The following is an 18,518-nucleotide window of genomic DNA, read 5'->3' as shown; positions in this document are numbered from 1 at the left end:
CTATTTTTATAAAGGACTATAAATGTTTTCCAAATTAACAAAAACAATTTTATCTCTCTCCATTTTTGGGAGCTCAGCTTTCGCAGGTACCATGGGATCGGCTCCTAATCCTCATGGTTTTTTTATTGGGGTAGGTGGAAATTACAACTCACTAAGAATTCAGCAGGACTCATGGGGGTTAGGGATTTCAAGTTTGTATATTGACGGTGTGTACAATTCTACAGGGATTGCGCAAGGGAACGCTGCTCCATTTAAAAATACGAGCCAAAATTTATCACCAGAAGTTCAAGCCGGGTATTTAAGAAACTATAATGAAAGCGTTTATTATGGGATTAAATTTACTTATCAATATCTTGGAGCAGTAGCAACTAATCGTGATCTTTACCTCCCTCAAATTGGTGTGCTTACCAGTTCATCAGGTACCAAGAGTCCCATGTTTGGATATGCCATTGCTGATTCTGTTGAAACAACTATTAACCACGATATGAATTTATTCGCTTTAATTGGTAAACAATTTGGTAATAAAAGCATATACTTGGGTGCAGGTCCTTCATTAATTAGTTTGCAATCACAAAACTACAATTCTATAGGTTATGCCATCGTAAATGGTGAAACTCTAAATGTAACCGGTTTGGTAAATTATGGTTCTCCTACCATGTGGGCATGGGGTGGTGCTGCTCAAATTGGAATGTACTATTTTATTACTCCTTCATGGTTTATAGATGCGTCTTATACTTTTTCAGCTTTAGAAGGCCGTATAAGTCGACATGAACAGTCATTTGCTAATACATCTACAATGAACGGTGATAACCTATTAACCACAGGAATATTAGCAACAAAAGATACTTTTAAAACTACATTGTTGCAATCTGTAAATGTATCTATTAATAGAATGTTTGATTTTTAATTGGATAACTACTTTATTCAGTTACGGATATAAGCGATTGGTGAGGTAAAGACCCAAAAATCGAATGCTTCACAGGTCTTTTTGGAAGTAGAAGTGCATCAGAAGTTTTTTTTAATAATCCTAATTTATTAGGGTCTGTTGACATTTGCTTCCCTGAAGCCAAAGAGCCGCGCTTTATGCGCGGCATCGAGGAGATGCTTGGATCAAGAACATATCTCTTCGTACACATCGCGCCATGTTGGATTAAATTCTTCAATTAAATGGAGCTTCCATTTTTTACACCAATTTTTTGAAGTGTGCCTCACGTTTGGCAGTCTCTAAACTGCCGCCAATATACTCCCATCCAAGAAATCCAGTATTGATCAAAAAAAATACATTATAAAAATAATCAGTTTAAAAAAGGATTAGTCGCATGAAAACTAAAAATGAGGAATTGAATGAACGAGATACTTTCTCTGCTCTAATAGATGCAATAAGGACAAAAAATTTGGAGCAACTTTCTGATTTATTAAGACATGCCAGAGATATAGGCATTAAAGATTTAGCAATCATGACTGATGATGAGGGGAATACCATTTTACACCATGCCATAATGCAAGCAGATTTTATGATTATGAGAACATTAAGCACTTATGAAGCAGGTTTTGAGGAAAGCTTATCAATAAAAAACAAAGCAGGTAAAACCCCATATGATTGTGTATCAGATTTACCTGAAGAAAAGATGGAATTTACAATCAAAGCGCGAGAAATGTTTAACGCTTCTTGGAAGCAATCTTTTATTCTTGAGCAATTCAGACAATTTCTACGGTATCAACAAAAAAAAGAGGAATACAAAGAAGAAGATGTTAATGAGATAATTAAGGTGCTTCGAGAAGGTCATTGCAATGGCATTAGTTCACTATGGCTGCAATGTCAGCTTAATGGTGAAAAACAAAAATATTATGAGTTAATGAAAGATATCGTTGCCTAGGATAAATCAGAAACAACCCTTAGTGAAGATGAGTTTCTTAACCAATTAGCCGTTACAGAAAATGACGGTAAAGGATTTAACTTTACCTCTAGAACTCATGTTATAGCTGGCACATACCGCGATGGAAAATTAGAAGTTTTCGATTCAAATTATACATGAGAGCCTGGAAATACTAATTTAGTAAAATCCTTTGATTTAAGAAATCACCAAGACATCAAAGAAGCCGCTTTAGAAATTCGTCAATGTTTATATGACAGGCTAAACAAGGGGGCTCCTGGAAGCTTTTTTCTTTCTTTCAATGCCTTTGACAAAAAAGGAGCTACTCCGGGAAAATATCAAACTTTTACAGACATAAAGGGTATTTTAGCTATAAAAAAATTTTAAGAATGTCGCAGGAAGGGCATTTGGATCCTGAAAAATTTACTAACCACATGGAAAAAATGGATAAATACCTCTCACAGAAGAAGTCGATGATTTTTACAGGAATGTCGTTTTTGATAAGAGTAAAATCAATAATTCTGTTTACTCTCTGGGCTCTCAAAGCTCACCTCTTCTGAAAGCAGTTGAGGCTCGAAATTATAGAGCAATAGAATGCTTGTTAAGAAATGGAGCTGATCCACGTTTAGAAATTGGATACCAAAGCCCTGTATCTCTAGCCAATGACCTAGATGACACAACAATTATTAAGCTATTTAACGTTCGACAAGAACAACCCAAAGTCATCTCTACTACCAATACCTTCCAAATGAAAATAAAGATTCTCAAGATTCCTAGTGATGAAAGAAGTGCAAATATTTTAGCTGTTTATAATTTACTAAGTGATCCCCTGATGAATAATCAAGATGGTCTTGTTCCCGAGATTATTGAAGACATAAAAGAACTGGTAGGAGAGATAGATCCTCAATCGGAAACAGAACTATGTAAAGCCATTTGTGATATCAAGGAAAAAATCAGCGCGAACAAAAGCAATGGTCTCAATCTTCACGGCTCTACCCCAAATAAAGGGGCATTTTAATCAAGTTAGTCTAGACTAAGCCTTTGATTTGACGGTCAAAAGGAAGATTAAAATGCCTAAGAAAGATTGTATCCTAAATTTACCGGGATATTCTATTAAAAAGGTAAGTGGAGAGAGCCCGGTTTATATCGAAGTCACTTATCGTTGTATTGTTCGATGCGTTCATTGTGGCAATAAGAAGTTACGTAAAAAAGACAGTTTCATAAGGCGAATCCGCCATGAGTCGATTGGATTGCGTCGCAGTTACTTGTGTATCAAGGCTCATAAGTATTATTGTCCTGCGTGTGGTCGCTATTTTAATCAGCGTTTCCCGGGGATTGGTAAATACCAAAGAGCGAGCGAGAGTTTACGAAAGCAGGTGTTTCACTACCATAGCAAAGGAGTGAGTCAAAAGGATTTAGCACGTGATTTAAAGCTGGGTAAATCCACTGTAGAGCGCTGGTATCATTACGGCTATGAGCTTCGTCATAAAAAGATATTAAACCGTTCTTGCCCAAGAGTTCTTGGTCTGGATGAGCATTCATTCAATAGGAAAGTAGGTTATGCCACAACCTTTTGTGACTTGGCCAAACACAAAATATTTGATGTGGTTGAGGGGCGTTCAGAAAAGGATTTAGAAGGCTATCTCAACACGTTAGAAGGAAAAGATAAGGTACAGGTAGTTTGTATTGACTTAAGCTCCAGTTACCGCAAGTTAATCAGGCGTTACTTTCCCAATGCGATGATTGTTGCCGATCGCTTTCATGTGATTCGTTTATTGAATCAATTTTGTTTGCAGACTTATCAGCAGATTGATCCTGACATGAAATATCAGCGAGGGCTCTTGGCCGCATTGAGAACCAATCCCAATAATCTCACTGTAAAACGATTAAATAAACGAGAACGTTATTTGCAACAGCAGCCTGTCATTGCTGCACTTTATTACTTTAAACAGCGATTACATCGCTTACTCATGCGAAAACATCGTACCGCAAAGCGGTGTACGCGTTTAATCCCTCTCTTTCTTAAACTCGTTACCAGTCTGAAGGAAAGTCATTTCGAATCACTAAAGACTCTAGGTAAAACATTATATCAATGGCGGGAAGAAGTGGTTAGAATGTGGCGGTTTACTAAAAACAACGGCATTACGGAAGGGTTTCATCGGAAGATGAAGCTGATTCAACGACGTGCTTATGGGTTTAGAAATTTTGAAAATTATAGGTTAAGGGTTAAAGTTTTATGTTCTTGATTAGTGCCCCCGGAAATGGGGATGAGCCATCTTCACGCTCAAGCTGTTCTTGAAGTGTTTAATAAATCAAGTTCCACTGATTTCAGAAGCATTCGCCAGTTATTGTCTGTGGATCCTGCGAGATGTGCCGTTATGGATACTCAACCGGAAATTAGGCTAAGTATGTAGAGGAAGGGGCAAAAAAGGTTTTCTAATTGCTTAAAATCGCCGCCAGTTTTCCGATCAGCTACTTTGAAGCTGTTTAACCGAGGCGAACTATATTTAAAAAAATTCACTAGATTGTAGTTAAGTGTCCAATAAAACGATATTTAAATGGATAATCATGAAAAACAATTTGGTATTTTTTTAGAACAATCCTGGCCAAAAAAAATACAATAAGAATATTATTTTTTAGAAACATACAGTGCTAAATTCTCATTATTTCAATGGTTCAAGCAAAAATGGCTTGGGATAAAAATATTCTTATCAAGCATCTATATTACAATACCTGGTTGCCGCGGTTCTAACTTAGCTAATATATCATTAAATTTAGAAATAACAGTATCAATGTCAGGACGTATAGCCGGATCACCATTTGTCATTTCCTTTAAAATCTCTTTTATTTCATTACGGAGGTCTGTTTCTTCCGATGGAGCAATGATGAGAGAGTCTTGAATACACTCAAATAAATCATGGCCCATCTTGTCTGGATCGTAACATCCATTCTGTTGGATTTGTTCAAGCGCCAATTGAACAACCTCATTACCACTCTGTGCATTTAACTCATTCGGGAAGTAAGCGTTAGGATTTAAATTAGGATTCAAACAGGCTATCAACAATACACCAAGTTGAAAGATGTCTCTTGCTTGAGTCACTGGTATTGTATTTGATGATGTAATTTGAGACAGCTCTGGTGGTAAAAAGCCTGGGCTGCCATAAGCAGTATCATTGGCACCAAGTTTTAAAGCACTATCTACATCTAAAAAATTGATAGTAGACCCTGACACAGAGAGATAAGCCCGTATGTTCTCTAATTTGATATCTCTATGAACAAAATTTTTATCGGAAATTTGCGTTTTATATGCTTCCAATATAGGGAGCAGGACACGTTTCACCATTGTTGCAGTATCAGGATCAGCATAACTAATAAAATCGTCAATTTCTATATCAAGATCTCGACCCTTTAGCTTATTCATGATCGCATAACTTTTTGAAAATAAGCCCAGTTGAGCGTGAGATTTTTTAACCTCGATAGGATGTTGCATGCCTATATGACTAAAGTTTCTAGTTTGTTGATAATCTGCAACTGCTTCTGAATGGCTATAAGGAGATGCCCCGGTATTTTGTCTTTTCTTTTGAGCGTATTGAGTATTTTTTACTCTAATGGCTTTGTCATCATTTGGTGTATATGAAACGTTACCACTTGTTATGTCAACGTCAATATAACCCATAGCTCCTCTGGCCTTACTAAAAGCTCCCTTTCCAAGAAAGTCTTTACTAATAACATAGTACCGCTTAATGTTAGAATTTTGATTTTCTTGATCACGAATCAAATTATGAGTTATTTCTAGTTCGAGAGAAGGTGTTACCTTATGTTCACCTTTTTTTTCTAGAAAAGCTAAATCATTCTGAATCAGGTAAGCACCTAATGCTTGTGCTTCCTGTGGGGAACTATTAATCAAAGTAGGGTCAATTTTTAATTTCATGTCGGGATACAAATTAACGCAATATGTATAAATTATAGCCTATGTTTTAATTGTATTTCTAATGGGATTGGGATAGAGATAAGGAGATTAGATGATTTTAATCTCAATCTATTTTAGAATGGTAAAAAGCGTTTGATTTTTATAATAGATTTGGGAACCGGGTAATTTCACTCTTAAATTGTTACAATATCGATTGTAGTTGTTTTGGGTAAACATTATCTTAACCGACAACTCATTTCATTTTTTCATTACTTCCTTTCTGCCTGGATGAGTGGGCAAAATATCTATAGTCAAAAATTCAACATCATTAGATTTTTTTGGCATGAAATGCAAAAAATAAATTCAAATCAATAGATGGGATAGAAAATGGCCACCATGCTTCTTTAGAGTTTGGAAAATAATGACGCAATAATGCAATTAGGTTATTACAAGAGTTCACATGCTCTCTGGCCATAATATAATCATATGCAAGACCATTAGCGTAGGCAACTTTACGCGCCCCAAAATAGCGACCCAAGCGCCACGCGAGTCCTGGATCAGTTGGAATTAAAATAGATAGGATTCCATTTGGTTTTAGAACCCTAGACCATTCTTTTAAAACAAGATGAGGCATGTAAATATGTTCTAAAACATGACACGCAATGATGCGATCAAATGTTCTGTCTGAATAGGAGAGCTCGCCTCCTTTTTGGATCTCAAAAGACACTTTGCTATGCGGTATATTTATTCTTTCTTTTGCCGTGTGAAGCACATTTTCATCTATGTCGCTAATTATGTACTGAGAATATCGATGACGGATATATTTAATGTGCTCTCCAGTTCCAGCGCCAATTTCTAATACTTTGTCAAAGTGCATAGCGCTGCTGTAGTACTTTTCTAAAAGTTTGTGGCTAGCTTCCATTGCGCGCGTTTGGAGGCTTTTCGAATAGTTAGCGGCGTGATAATATTCGCTAAATTTAGCTTTATATTGAACCCACTCAGGATCTTCAGGGTGCATATTTTTTCCTGAATAATATTAAATTTTCATGTAGATTATCAGCTCATACTAAGGAAAATCAATAAAAAAGGAGGCGAGCGTATGGGAGAACGTACACAGAAAGTCGCAGTGGTAATTCCTTGTTATAAAGTCAAAAAGCACATTTTAAGTGTCATAATATAGCATCGGACCCGAGGTAGATTCTATTTACGTTATTGACGATTCTTGTCCAGAACACTCAGGAGACTTTGTTAGAGCGAACTGTTTTGATAGGCGCGTTTCGGTGATTCACCATGAAAATAATTTGGGTGTTGGGGGAGCAGTCCTTACAGGATATCGAGCGGCCTTAAAGCATGGTATCGATATCATTGTGAAAGTAGATGGTGATGGACAAATGGATCCTGCGCTTATTCCTCGATTTATATTGCCTATTTTTCATAAAGATGCAGATTATACTAAAGGAAATCGCTTCTTTAATCTTGAAAAAATTCACACTATGCCTAAATCAAGACTGGTTGGAAACGCTATATTGTCTTTAATGTCTAAGTTATCTACTGGATATTGGAATTTATTTGATCCAACCAATGGGTTTACGGCAATCCATAGGGATGTAGCCCAATCTTTACCCTTTGATAAAATAAGTCGTCGTTTTTTCTTCGAAACAGATATGTTGTTTCGATTAAATACAATGCGTGCCGTTGTTGTTGATGTATCTATGGATGCTCAATACGCTGAGGAAGTCAGTAACTTAAAGATTTCATCTATTTTTGGTGAGTTTCTTTTGAAACACATGAGGAACTTTAGCAAACGTATCTTTTATAATTACTATCTGCGGGATATGTCTCTAGCCTCTATAGAACTTCCATTAGGCTTATGTTTCTTTTTGTTTGGTAGTTTTTTTGGTTTATATCATTGGATACTTTCTGCTCATCAGGGTGTCCAATCTTCATCAGGAACCGTGATGCTTTCTGCACTACCCATAATTATTGGAGTACAATTTATATTGGCTTTTCTTAATTACGATATCAATACAGTACCTGTAACACCAATTAGTAAATTTAAGATTGCTAACACAACAAAAGCATTTACAGACTAATCAAGTGGAGAACTGCAAAGCTTTCATTCTCGAACTATGGTTTGGATTTACTCGTTATTAGTTACATTAATTTGTTTTACAGCATCTCTTAAAGACGAAGTTTTATTGACCCAAAAAGCATAGTTAGACTTTACTTTTATTCTTTTATAATGCGCTGTATGCAAAAGATGTACTATTTCAGAGGACTCGTTATCCACAGCAATAATTACAATTGAAACATTCAATTGTTTCAAACTTTCTTCTATAAAACGCTCCTCTTCGGAAATAGTGCCTAAAGTTAAATTATATAATGCAATTCTTCTGGAATATTCTTCCGAACTAAATGATGGTTTTAAAATATCCAGATACATGCCTCGGACATTAACAAGACGCGGGTGTTTTTCAAAGCGTGATACAACACCAGCTATTTCATCTGGAGCCAATAGGGACGTTCCATTATCTCCAATAATAGTAATTATCTCCATCGCAATTCCAAGAGTATTACTGGGTACTTTCCACACTGCAAAACCTTCGAATGGCCCTATGTTTTTTTCACGTAGTGTATTATAAGGGAGGGAGTAAAGGATTAAACCAAAAATGAAGAACCATAGTGAAACATAAAAATGCCTTAGAGGTTTTTTTTCTAATATATTATCGATCACCAAAGCATACGAAATTGCAGAAAAAATTAAAATGGGAAAGGACCAAGAAATACGCCAATAAACGGCGGGAGTTGTCACATATTTGGAAATAAATTCTGACAAATAGGGATTCAAATAAATAAAGAAAAATAAAAATATAGGAATAGCTAATCTCCACCGCATTAGACTGTTTTTGGCCAATATAGGCCCAATTATAAGAAGTAATCCAATTAAATATTGTTGATGAATTCCCATGACAGAGCTCCATACTTGTGTGCTAGACTCCAATGGAAAGTTCAAAAGGGGGGAGTTCTTCGATTGCAGCATTATATAAATTAAATATGGGGCAGGAATCAGTAACATTGCAAAAGCTAAGCAAGCTTTTTTCCAGTTGGAAATAATAAGTGGCACGTTAGAGAATAGCGCGCCAAATCCAGCAATGGGAGCCATCAGGGTGCCAAAATGGCTTAAACCGATAGATGTCATTTGACAACACCCCAGCAAAAATAAATCCATCAGTGTTCCGCGCTTGGATAAAAATTTTGCAGTAAAATAAAAGATGAGTGGAACAATTGCAGATAAAAAGACTGCCTTTCCTTGAAAAATACGCACAAAAGAAAAATTAGCAGGGCCTCGATGCATTTCACCTAGCAATAAAGTAAATAGAAATGCAATAACACCAGCCAAAATCCAACGTTGCGGAATTATTTCTTTTGTAAGAAGGAATGTTGCAGCTAAAACCACCATAAGCCACACGGGCAAAAGATAAATGTAATACGGATCCATTGCTGGGACAGAAAATAAATAAGCAATTGCACCTGAAATAAGCTCAAAAGAAGAAAACCGGCAGCTGGGAAAAGGCAATGGCAATTTTTTTTCCCCAAACATAGGATCTACAGCAAGAAGACTGCTTTCAGGATGCGAGGAAGAAAATGCAGCAACGGCAGTAAAGTATGCATCGTCAAGATCCGATCTTGTAACCGCATAGGCAAGAAAAATCCACGCTAACAAAAGTAACCCAACAACGGCTCTTTCGTAACTAATAGCTTCAGTCTCGAAGGAGTTAGGGCTCTTTTTCAAACAATGAAAAAAGCCAATAAAAAAAAGGCTTACAACGAACGGAACAAGTAATAAGAGGTTCTTTAAATTCCAACCAAACAAAACACAAACATGAACAGAAAGAGTCCAAGCAGACATCATAATCAAAAAAAAATGAAACGATGTTGTACAGTAGTTTTTCAGTTGCAATATGCCTTTCTAGCATTATATCCTAATTAAAAGAAGTAAATTCCCTACTTCAGTGTGTAACATAGGTTAAGAAATCTATCAAATAAAACAAATGCTTAATCTTACAGGAGGTATCATAGAATTCAAGAAATAATTTTTTTAGTTCTATCTGTTGCCTCGATTTGCTTCATTTATTAACTTTCTATTAATATGTAATTTCATCCTAGTGCGTGTAGTTCTTTTTAACTTAATTTTACAAATTACTCGCTGAATATAAGGAAATAACAAGATGATTGTTCAACGTATCCAAACAGACCCTAAGACTCTTTCGCAATGCACTGCGTTGATGAATATTTGTTTCCCAAAAGCAAAAATATTTAATATCCAATACATGAGATGGCTTTACATAGATAATCCAGAAGGCAGCGTTATTGGTTTTAATGTTTGGGATAGGGATCAATTAGTTGCTCATTATGCATGTATCCCGGCTCAAATCCAAATTAATAGCACACCTGTCAAAGCTATGTTGTCACTTAATACAGCTACTCATCCTAATTATCAGGGTAAAGGGCTATTTACAAAACTTGCCAATATGACTTATGAGACAGCATACAAAGAAGGATTTACTGCCGTCTTTGGCGTTTCTAATGAGAATAGTTCATATGGGTTTCAGAAGCTTGGCTTTCAGTTTTTGAGACCACTTGAGGCGCGTTTGGGATTGGGATCTCTTCATATAAATCATGATGTAATTCAAAAAAATGTTCAATTTCAACGAATATAGTCAACAGAGTCATTGGACTGGCGCTGCTCAAATCCTAACAATCGAGTTTTTAGATGCCACTACAAAGATAAAGTTTTGTTTCATGCATTAGCCTTGGGAAAACTACCTGTTTATACAGAGTACTTATTACAAAATTTTGCGGAAACAGATCAAATAGAGATGGACAATACACCATTCTCGCTCAGACTGTATCTTGGTATAGTACCAGACGGCAGTTGTTCTTTTCGTCGTTATTACAACATTCCTCATAAATTACGTCCTTCGCCACTTAATTTTATTTATCGCTCACTTGACGGAAGTGTAAAACAACTGGATCATAGGCGCATTCATTTTTCATTTTTAGACTTTGATGCGTACTAATGCTTCTTTAGTTAATAATGTGAGATTGTTCGTTTTTGCTCATCAGGATGATGAGTTTGGGGTATTTCAATCTATCAAACAAGCGGTAATAGAAGGAAAACGAGTGTACTGTGCTTATTTAACAGATGGGGGAGCTCGAACTTCTCCAGCACAGCGCAATAAAGAGTCTTTATCTGTTTTGTCGAAATTAGGTGTTGATAGTAATGATGTTTTTTTTGTAGGTGAATCGTTAGGGATTAAGGATGGTTATTTTATTCACCATATGAACTCAGCCATTGCTTGGCTAGATGATTGGTTCTCAAATTACGAAAATATTGAGTTCATCTATGTTCCTGCTTGGGAGGGTGGACATCATGACCATGATGCTCTCCATGCTGTTACGGTCTTTTCGGCTCACAAAAAAAATCTGTTGCAACGTGTGCGTCAATTTCCTTTATATAATGCTTTTTCTTGTTTAGGGCCTATGTTTAAAGTACTTACTCCCTTGTTGGAGAATGGGGAGTTAATTAAACATCATATCTCTTGGCGAAATCGACTTTTTTTTACGCAGTTGTGTTTTAGTTATCCTTCACAATTTAAAACATGGCTAGGACTTCTCCCTTGTGTCACACTTCACTTCTTTCGACATGGTGTTGAGTTTAACCAACCAGTCTCTCTAGAGCGACTTTTAAATAGACCACATAATGGACCTCTTTACTATGAGAAGCGAAAATTTCTTTCTTGGGATGAGATGGAAAGAAAAATAAATACCAGTATCCGGATTTAATAAAAAATAAGCTATATTCGTTCATGCCCAAATGTTATGTAATAGATAAACTCTATATGTTGATTGAGCACAACGGTCTTTTTCAGAATACAGCGAAGCTTTTACAATGTTACTAACTTAATTAACGCAATTACTCATTAATGTGTTATTCTTTTCGGAAAATTAAAACTACAATATCACTTTTAAAAAGTTTTAATAAAGGTATGGCAAGTAATACCATCAAGTACATGAAAAAGATAATTATTTTATTTGGGCTTTTATTCTGATTATTAACATGAGAAATTCTATTGTATAAACCTGTTTTCCTAATGGATGGCAAGTGATCCATAAAAATTGTTTCAAACCCGTTTTTTTCTACTAATGGAATAAGATTTTTTGGAGCAAAATAATGGAGATGAGGAGATGGAAAGTCTTTTTGCCATAAACGTTCAAAAGGACCAGAAAATCCACAATGTTTTAATAACTTTGCTATTCTATAAAAAAATCCAAGCGAGCTAGGTAAGTTGAGAACTAATAAGCCATTTTTATTTAAATGCATCTTACAGTCAGTAATTATTTTTTTTACATCGATAATATGCTCAAAAACATCATTAAAAACAATCACATCAAAACGTTGATGATTTTCTAAAACCTCGGGAAAATACCCTTCAATCAAAGAGCAATTTGGGGGTAAAGCGTCTTGAAGAACTTGATTATCGGGTTCAACCCCTAATACATGAAAATATTCGGAAGCAATTTTAATAAACCAACCGTGACCAGCTCCAACTTCTAATAACGTATGTTTCCCCTCAGGTAGTTGCCTCAAAATCCATCGAATAAGCACTCTAAAATTTGAATCTCGCAAAATTTTTAGTCCATTTGCACGCTCATTCTCATTTATCAACAAATGTTTTTTTATCTCATTGATACCTGAATCCAAATTGGAGGATTCGTATTTGCAATAATTACATTTCCAGTGCCAAAAATCTAATCCCTGATTCATTAATCTATCGCAATTACAGCATTTCATTTCCTATGTCCCGTTGCAATCGAATCTCTTATTGAATGAATATATGTGAATTTGCTAGAATTTGCTATTTAAATTAACGTTAATTAAGTCAGCTCATTAAACAGACTCCTTGCATAAATTGGATACGCGCAATGATGTGTAACAGCTGGGTCGCGGAATACACAATTTACAGACGATTCTGATCGCAACTTTACCTGCAAAGTTTCTGAATACGCCTATTTTGCTGAAGACACCCATATGGGTCGTAATGATTACGAAGCACCATACCCAATCTTATGACTAGACTAATAGCAAATTCAAGGCCTAATTATGTCATGAGGGTGTTACTTGCTGTGCTAAATTTTGCAGTCCATCTGGCCTATTCCTAAAAATCCAATGCGATATCCCTAGGTTTCCCTAAGAAATACATTGAAATATCACCTTATAAGGCGGTTTTGCGGCCTTTGAACTCTCCTCGAAGTTGAAATTAAAGACTTAAGCTCCATCTTTACAAGAGTTCCAGGGACGTTAATCTGCTGACTTTTTTAGAACTTGTTGTATGCTTTGCATACTCTATTCAATCCATCGGATTCTAAAATTGCTTTAGCCGATAATCCATAGATTTTTTCATATTCTATACCACAAAGGAGTTTTTTTAATGATGAGATTAACCTTTAAGAAGCCAAGTACGCTCACTCCTTCCACTTTGCTGATTTAATGCCATTCAATTATTTTTTGTTCGATCTCATAATCTTCTAAAGAGGCTGGAAGCCTGGAATGTCAGTAGTCATTTGAATTCCAAATTTCATTGTTTCTTCTTTCTTCATTTTAAGCCTTAGCATTAAATAAGACAGCACTGCGGCTGTTTTTTTTGTGTTTTAAGTTATGTATGTAAAGAATAGGTACGAGATAACCTTTGATATTAAAATGAATCAACATACCCTAATATACTTTTATGAGGTTATCAAAACTCATGCGATTCCCATTTAATCGTCATGTCAGTAAAAAAATAATGGAAGTCAAGACTGTTTTTTTAATTTTGATTTGTCTAAAATAGCAAGGCACAAATTCTCTTAATACCCACTTTTTTCTTGTGGATATTTTTCACACCATACACCATCCCTAACCCCCTTTTTTATTTAAGACGCTTATTCTATAAGGATTTTCCATTATCCGTTAAAATAGTTGATTATCACTTATGCACATTTTCTGTGGATAAGTCTGTTTATATTCTGTCAAATCCTATATAAAAATAGATGTTGATTCGGTGTTTTAATATTGCTCAATATGCTCTTTCAAATGTGCCTGGAACATAGTGCATGGATTAAGCTCGCTTTTATAATGCAATGTTAATCGACTTAAGCCTCCAATCGATAGGCATGTCTCGCAAGGGAATTGCTCTTGATCCTTTTTATTAAATATTCTTTATCAGCTCGTTTTAAGCTTTTGTTCAGATTGATCGAGTGGTCTAAATATAAGCTAAAACTGTCTGGCTTGGGATATGCTGCCGATTTATTGGATAAGCTCGCAAAAATTGTCGTTCATGTTCGTTGGAATCAGCAAAAAATGTTTAACTAAACTAGAATATGAGTGTACCCATATTTATTTCTGGAGAACATTATGAAGGAGAAGCACATTATTTTAATGGAGCAACAAGCATGCGAGTACTTTGCATTGAGTGGAAAAGAGATGAGTGATCGAGATTTACATACAGAATTTACGGAATTGACTAATAGACTAGCCGACGATTACACACAATATGAAACCATATTATCATTTGCAGAAATAGCTGTTGTTGGGGAGGATGAATTTTCAAAAGAATCCCCTTATTCACTACATAAATCAGAAAATAAAGAGCGAGAAGAAATACCACATCTTAAAACTGCTATAAGTATAGGCCAAAAAATGATTCAAATAAAAGAAGTAAAAGAGGCGTACTTAAAAGCTGCTAAAGAAGGAAATAAACTGGAAGCTGAAAATAAAAGAAGAGAATATTTTCAGGTCTCAAAAGAGTTGTCGGAATTACTGGAAAGAAATCCAGAAGCGGAAAAAATAAGGCAAAAGTATGCTCTAAAGGAAATGGAGAGTTTTGCCAGGGGTAATAGCATAGATATAAAAAAGCTGAAGCCACTGCCCAAAGTGGGTTCGCAAGAGCTTAGAGAACTGAGAGAAAAAAATATGGAGGAAATTGTCAAGCTTCAAGATAAGGATTTGATACCAATTGACGGCGCAAGGGTATTTGTAGGTGGTATTTGTACTGGTAATCAAATAGTTCCTGAGCATTATTTTGTTGAAGTATATTATGGCAAAGATGATCCAAGAAATATGACTCTAGATACATTTATTAATCAACGTGCTCCTGTGATTGTATCAAAAGCCGTATTACCTGGGGAGCCACATCATCCTGGATGTGAAGGAGGTCCCTCTTCAGCTGAAAATGTGGTGCTAGTGGAAGTAGGTGGCTTAACCCAAGGTCAATTAGACATAATTACTAGAAAAGAAAGGGAACCTGAGGTAATTGAAGCAGCTAAACAATATCACTTAGAGAATAGAGAAAACATTGATCCGAAAAAACCGCAGTTTATTTTGAACTGGGATAACCGTAAAAATCCTAAAAGATTAACGGAGGAGGAGCAATTAAAGATCGCAAAACAATTAGAATCTCCTAAAGTAGAAGAAGAGACGGAACTAGAAATCAAAACTCGCAAAGTGGAAAAATTAAAAGATAGTTTTAAAGACTATATTAATACCCTTAATAATAGAGGCAGTGACTATTCTTATGGGAAAGTGGAATCATTTTTCAGTTATGTGGGACTATCTGGATATAGTAAAACTCAAAAGCTAGATGCTATAGAACACCTAATTAATCAATTCGAAGATGAAGATGCAGAACCCTTAAATGCTACTGATATAGGTGCTTTAACTTCAGGAAGTCTTGGTAAATTAGTGGAGACTTTGTTAAAAGATAAGGAACTTGGAGCGGATTTAAAAGATAAATTAAATATAAAAAGTGGTCCAAACTTATCGATCTAAATATTTTAGCCCACTAATCAAGAAGCACTTTACATGGGAAATACCTGGGTTTGGTAAATTGATTTTAACTTATTTATCATACCCGGGTTATCAGGGTGGTCAGAGGCAGAATCAAATGTCCACAGACCTTAATTGATTTTATGATAATTTATATCCCAGGGAACCACTTAAAATGTCCTGCGATGTATTATAAGGTTGTACTCTAATACGCAGAAAATAAAGCTATAAATCGGTCTTAGGCTCATGGTAAATAGTGGATTTATTTTTTGTAACACATCATTACCTGGAACAGCTGGATTTAATCCTTGGTAAAAAAATATGGTCAGTTAAAAGACAAATGATTAAAAATAGATTAATATGGGCATAAATTTAATTTGAAGTTTTAAAATGCCACATATTATCCAAAATCATTCAGGGTTCATTTATTTTTATGAACAAGCGTATTACGAAAGAGTACATACAGCGATTAATGCAAAAGATGAGAAAATTGCTGCGAAGAAGTTAAGTCCGAAAATCTTGGAAGAAAGTCCCTATAAATTACATGTTTCATTAGATTTTAGCAGCTTTCATACGCATGCAGCGGAGTTGAAAAAGATTTTAATCCACTATTTAGAAGATAACACTATCTCCTCATTTAAGATAGTGGATTGGGAACGCCAGGAATCGGATTTAAAAACGCTCCAGGAACAATTGAAATTACTTCATGAATTAAAAGTATTACGCTCTCGTCATCATGCAAATGAAAACGACATGCATTATCAGCAAGCACATTATAATTGGAAGCGTAGTTATTTGCATTGCTTAGGGCTACCTTTAAATATGGCGTCATTTTGGGAAGTATCCGATCAAAATCTTGATAATTTAACAAAAATTATTGAAATGCAAATTGATTCCATCACACGGTTTAAAATGAATGGGCAGTTTACCATTTATATTAAAGAACATTTCAACAAAGAGAGCCTTCGAGATCTTTGTTATGAGCTCCATGATTATTTAAAAACCAATAGTGTGCGCCCAGGTCAATTGCTTGATGTGCAAACAGCGATTACGCCCCACATTAGTTTGCGACAAGAGTATTTGCTTCAGGATTTTACTGGTTTTTGTAGTCAAGGAGTCACTGATCCAGAAAAGAGAATCAACAGTGTTCCCCATATTCATACTGAAGAAGAGCGTCGTAAGCGAGTCCAGGTGGCTAATGAGCAAAAAAACAGCGCGCTTTATGTTTATTTAAAAAATAATTTTATAAATACTACTGGATTGGATTCTCTTTCCCTCTTTTCTGCAGAAAAGAGGGGAGGACAAAAACAGATATCAGTTCCACAAGACACGAACGCCGCCACTTTATCATAATAAAAAGAGGTGTTTTAAGACATTTACTCAGTTAAGCAACAGTTACGCAGTGGGTTTTGTGAGAGTCGGACCGATTCTAATTTGAAGTGTGACAGTCTAAAAAGCAGTATCATCTTCTGGGGGAACTTGGAATAGCAAAGAAGACTGTCACATGGGGCAGTATACTCAATTGTCAGTAACAGATCATCGTAATTTATTGATTCTCATGGCAGCCAGGGACAGAATCGAACTGCCGACACGAGAATTTTCACTTATCCAGATTGAAAATAAGTAATTAATTTTATTTAAATTATATTGTGAGAATGAAAATTTTCTGGAAAGTATCATCGTGTTGTACTCAAATACTTAGTTAACATGTTTAGTTGATTGAACTGGTTTAGCAATAGTAATATAAGATGGGATAGATCATACGATCTCTGAGCGCGAGAGTAAAATGGCCAAATTCGACGAAATACATAGCGTCAACGAAAATTTTAAAGACATTAAAAGTATCTTTGATTATGCTTTGTCAAGAAAATGGATTTCGCGACATGCATATGATTTGTTTGTAAGTCGCATCATGAACCAAAAATTTTTTCTGCCAGGTGAGTTTACGGCAGGGGCGGCAATAATATTTGCATGTATGAATACTGAGCTTGCTAATCTCAGCATCGATGAATTAGTGTGTATTATATCAAATACGGCTGGGAATCTTGTTAAGGAGCTGAAATCTGAGCCTGATTTCACTTTATTGTTATCTCAGCAACTTTCCAGAATATACTTAGTTAAGAAGGGTTTCAACTCAACTACTGCAGTTGAACCTGAAAATGAATCTATCTGTAGCAAATCAGGCATAGTGAGTTAAGAAGAAGGATTAAAGATAAGCTTTGCTTTTAGCTATTAAGATGGTGCGCATATTATAAAATCAGGGGCTGAGAGATCAAAAAGCAAGGCTTAATTTATTCCCATATTGGTAAATTGGGGTAAGGAAAAATTTTGCTGGATAGGGGCCTTATGTTCAGGTCCCGATAAAAAAGTTCCTTTGTTTACTCAACTCAGAGTGCTAATAATTCAAATTAAACTAACGCAGCAAAAGACAAGAGTGGCCAAACTCTTCCTTTATTACGTCACGATCATCGGATGGAACACTTCCGCATCATCCTAAAAAATGGATACGGGAATATTATTATTGGGATAAAACACGAACACAACGAACATTATTTAGAGTAGCATAAGTCTTACTTGAAATTTGACCTAAAGAGAAGTCGACGGATTGTGTCAATCGAGAAGAAAGGCTTCTTGCCCTCCAATAGGTCTTGAATAAGTCAAAATTACCAATGGCAACCGTATTATTATATAAACATTGCAGTTGATCTATGGCAGAATCTGGACTAAGTTATCAATTTGAGCCTGTGTATAGCCCATGGCTACTCCTATGGTACGCATGCTGGAGACATAAGTGCCTCATCGATTGTACTTGGTATTGTCGGGAAAGACAGGAAAAAGAAGGTATCCAATATAGTGATAGAAATATTAT

The 18,518-nt window shown here is 35.6% G+C and carries 16 protein-coding genes and 1 pseudogene; 11 read left to right on the top strand and 6 right to left on the bottom strand.

What is annotated here, in order from left to right; genetic code table 11:
* The first annotated feature begins 22 nt into the window (after positions 1-22).
* Positions 23-907 (top strand): hypothetical protein, encoded by an 885-nt coding sequence (locus EL220_RS11505; RefSeq protein ID WP_027271713.1) that lies wholly within the window; start codon positions 23-25, stop codon positions 905-907.
* A gap of 13 nt (positions 908-920) precedes the next feature.
* On the opposite strand, the gene EL220_RS18220 is transcribed toward EL220_RS11505, so the two are convergent.
* Positions 921-1,094 (bottom strand): hypothetical protein, encoded by a 174-nt coding sequence (locus tag EL220_RS18220; RefSeq protein WP_155833973.1) that lies wholly within the window; start codon positions 1,092-1,094, stop codon positions 921-923.
* A 16-nt stretch (positions 1,095-1,110) separates the two neighbouring features.
* Positions 1,111-1,197, bottom strand: a pseudogene (locus tag EL220_RS19045) (GIY-YIG nuclease family protein); the annotation flags it as partial.
* Between the two features lie 122 nt (positions 1,198-1,319).
* Between EL220_RS19045 and EL220_RS11500 the strand changes: the two are divergent.
* The 3 genes from EL220_RS11500 to EL220_RS11490 all read left to right on the top strand — a co-directional run bounded on the left by EL220_RS11500 (position 1,320) and on the right by EL220_RS11490 (position 4,120).
* On the top strand, positions 1,320-1,877 hold the full coding sequence (locus EL220_RS11500; RefSeq protein WP_027271714.1) for an ankyrin repeat domain-containing protein: 558 nt from the start codon (positions 1,320-1,322) through the stop codon (positions 1,875-1,877).
* A 595-nt stretch (positions 1,878-2,472) separates the two neighbouring features.
* Positions 2,473-2,892 (top strand): hypothetical protein, encoded by a 420-nt coding sequence (locus tag EL220_RS11495; protein WP_027271715.1) that lies wholly within the window; start codon positions 2,473-2,475, stop codon positions 2,890-2,892.
* Positions 2,893-2,944: 52 nt separating this feature from the next.
* Positions 2,945-4,120, top strand: a complete 1,176-nt coding sequence (locus EL220_RS11490; RefSeq protein WP_128130904.1) for an ISL3 family transposase — start codon at positions 2,945-2,947, stop codon at positions 4,118-4,120.
* A 473-nt stretch (positions 4,121-4,593) separates the two neighbouring features.
* Here the strand turns inward: EL220_RS11490 and EL220_RS11485 are convergent, their stop codons facing one another.
* A complete protein-coding gene (locus tag EL220_RS11485) occupies positions 4,594-5,805 on the bottom strand; it encodes a protein kinase domain-containing protein (RefSeq protein ID WP_027272233.1) in 1,212 nt (403 codons plus the stop codon).
* Positions 5,806-6,112: 307 nt separating this feature from the next.
* Positions 6,113-6,802: a class I SAM-dependent methyltransferase gene (locus tag EL220_RS11480; RefSeq protein WP_027272232.1), complete on the bottom strand. Its 690-nt coding sequence runs from the start codon at positions 6,800-6,802 to the stop codon at positions 6,113-6,115.
* Positions 6,803-6,965: 163 nt separating this feature from the next.
* On the opposite strand from EL220_RS11480, the gene EL220_RS11475 reads away from it, so the two are divergent.
* Positions 6,966-7,877 (top strand): glycosyltransferase family 2 protein, encoded by a 912-nt coding sequence (locus EL220_RS11475; RefSeq protein WP_197720984.1) that lies wholly within the window; start codon positions 6,966-6,968, stop codon positions 7,875-7,877.
* Positions 7,878-7,924: 47 nt separating this feature from the next.
* On the opposite strand, the gene EL220_RS11470 is transcribed toward EL220_RS11475, so the two are convergent.
* A complete protein-coding gene (locus tag EL220_RS11470) occupies positions 7,925-9,745 on the bottom strand; it encodes a DUF6077 domain-containing protein (RefSeq protein WP_164838766.1) in 1,821 nt (606 codons plus the stop codon).
* Positions 9,746-10,013: 268 nt separating this feature from the next.
* On the opposite strand from EL220_RS11470, the gene EL220_RS11465 reads away from it, so the two are divergent.
* The 3 genes from EL220_RS11465 (at position 10,014) to EL220_RS11455 (ending at position 11,631) form a co-directional block, all read left to right on the top strand.
* Positions 10,014-10,505, top strand: a complete 492-nt coding sequence (locus EL220_RS11465) for a GNAT family N-acetyltransferase (protein WP_051544786.1) — start codon at positions 10,014-10,016, stop codon at positions 10,503-10,505.
* 75 nt (positions 10,506-10,580) lie between these two features.
* On the top strand, positions 10,581-10,865 hold the full coding sequence (locus EL220_RS11460) for a hypothetical protein (protein WP_051544785.1): 285 nt from the start codon (positions 10,581-10,583) through the stop codon (positions 10,863-10,865).
* Positions 10,855-11,631 (top strand): PIG-L deacetylase family protein, encoded by a 777-nt coding sequence (locus EL220_RS11455; protein WP_035906547.1) that lies wholly within the window; start codon positions 10,855-10,857, stop codon positions 11,629-11,631. The genes EL220_RS11460 and EL220_RS11455 overlap by 11 nt, the downstream gene beginning before the upstream one ends.
* A 145-nt stretch (positions 11,632-11,776) precedes the next feature.
* Here the strand turns inward: EL220_RS11455 and EL220_RS11450 are convergent, their stop codons facing one another.
* The gene (locus tag EL220_RS11450) at positions 11,777-12,640 is read right to left on the bottom strand and encodes a class I SAM-dependent methyltransferase (protein WP_035906545.1); all 864 of its coding nucleotides are present in this window, start codon (positions 12,638-12,640) and stop codon (positions 11,777-11,779) included.
* A gap of 1,599 nt (positions 12,641-14,239) precedes the next feature.
* Between EL220_RS11450 and EL220_RS11445 the strand changes: the two genes are divergently transcribed.
* From EL220_RS11445 to EL220_RS11435, 3 genes are all read left to right on the top strand, one after another.
* Positions 14,240-15,652, top strand: a complete 1,413-nt coding sequence (locus tag EL220_RS11445) for a hypothetical protein (RefSeq protein WP_051544784.1) — start codon at positions 14,240-14,242, stop codon at positions 15,650-15,652.
* Between the two features lie 387 nt (positions 15,653-16,039).
* Positions 16,040-17,002 (top strand): hypothetical protein, encoded by a 963-nt coding sequence (locus EL220_RS11440; protein WP_027272228.1) that lies wholly within the window; start codon positions 16,040-16,042, stop codon positions 17,000-17,002.
* A 433-nt stretch (positions 17,003-17,435) separates the two neighbouring features.
* On the top strand, positions 17,436-17,846 hold the full coding sequence (locus EL220_RS11435) for a hypothetical protein (RefSeq protein ID WP_027272227.1): 411 nt from the start codon (positions 17,436-17,438) through the stop codon (positions 17,844-17,846).
* The last annotated feature ends 672 nt before the right edge of the window (positions 17,847-18,518 follow it).

The sequence above is a fragment of the Legionella sainthelensi genome (assembly GCF_900637685.1).
GTDB lineage: Bacteria > Pseudomonadota > Gammaproteobacteria > Legionellales > Legionellaceae > Legionella > Legionella sainthelensi.
Note: the sequence above shows the minus strand (reverse complement) of the source record. Positions and strands in the feature narration are given on the sequence as shown.

Bases quoted from the DNA above. Each gene is read 5' to 3' on its own strand.
- EL220_RS11445 (WP_051544784.1), top strand. From the start codon at position 14,240: ATGAAGGAGAAGCACATTATTTTAATGGAGCAACAAGCATGCGAGTAC.
- EL220_RS11450 (WP_035906545.1), bottom strand. From the start codon at position 12,640: ATGAAATGCTGTAATTGCGATAGATTAATGAATCAGGGATTAGATTTT.
- EL220_RS11435 (WP_027272227.1), top strand. From the start codon at position 17,436: ATGGCCAAATTCGACGAAATACATAGCGTCAACGAAAATTTTAAAGAC.
- EL220_RS11480 (WP_027272232.1), bottom strand. From the start codon at position 6,802: ATGCACCCTGAAGATCCTGAGTGGGTTCAATATAAAGCTAAATTTAGC.
- EL220_RS11465 (WP_051544786.1), top strand. From the start codon at position 10,014: ATGATTGTTCAACGTATCCAAACAGACCCTAAGACTCTTTCGCAATGC.
- EL220_RS11485 (WP_027272233.1), bottom strand. From the start codon at position 5,805: ATGAAATTAAAAATTGACCCTACTTTGATTAATAGTTCCCCACAGGAA.
- EL220_RS11440 (WP_027272228.1), top strand. From the start codon at position 16,040: ATGCCACATATTATCCAAAATCATTCAGGGTTCATTTATTTTTATGAA.
- EL220_RS18220 (WP_155833973.1), bottom strand. From the start codon at position 1,094: ATGCCGCGCATAAAGCGCGGCTCTTTGGCTTCAGGGAAGCAAATGTCA.
- EL220_RS11455 (WP_035906547.1), top strand. From the start codon at position 10,855: ATGCGTACTAATGCTTCTTTAGTTAATAATGTGAGATTGTTCGTTTTT.
- EL220_RS11505 (WP_027271713.1), top strand. From the start codon at position 23: ATGTTTTCCAAATTAACAAAAACAATTTTATCTCTCTCCATTTTTGGG.
- EL220_RS11500 (WP_027271714.1), top strand. From the start codon at position 1,320: ATGAAAACTAAAAATGAGGAATTGAATGAACGAGATACTTTCTCTGCT.
- EL220_RS11490 (WP_128130904.1), top strand. From the start codon at position 2,945: ATGCCTAAGAAAGATTGTATCCTAAATTTACCGGGATATTCTATTAAA.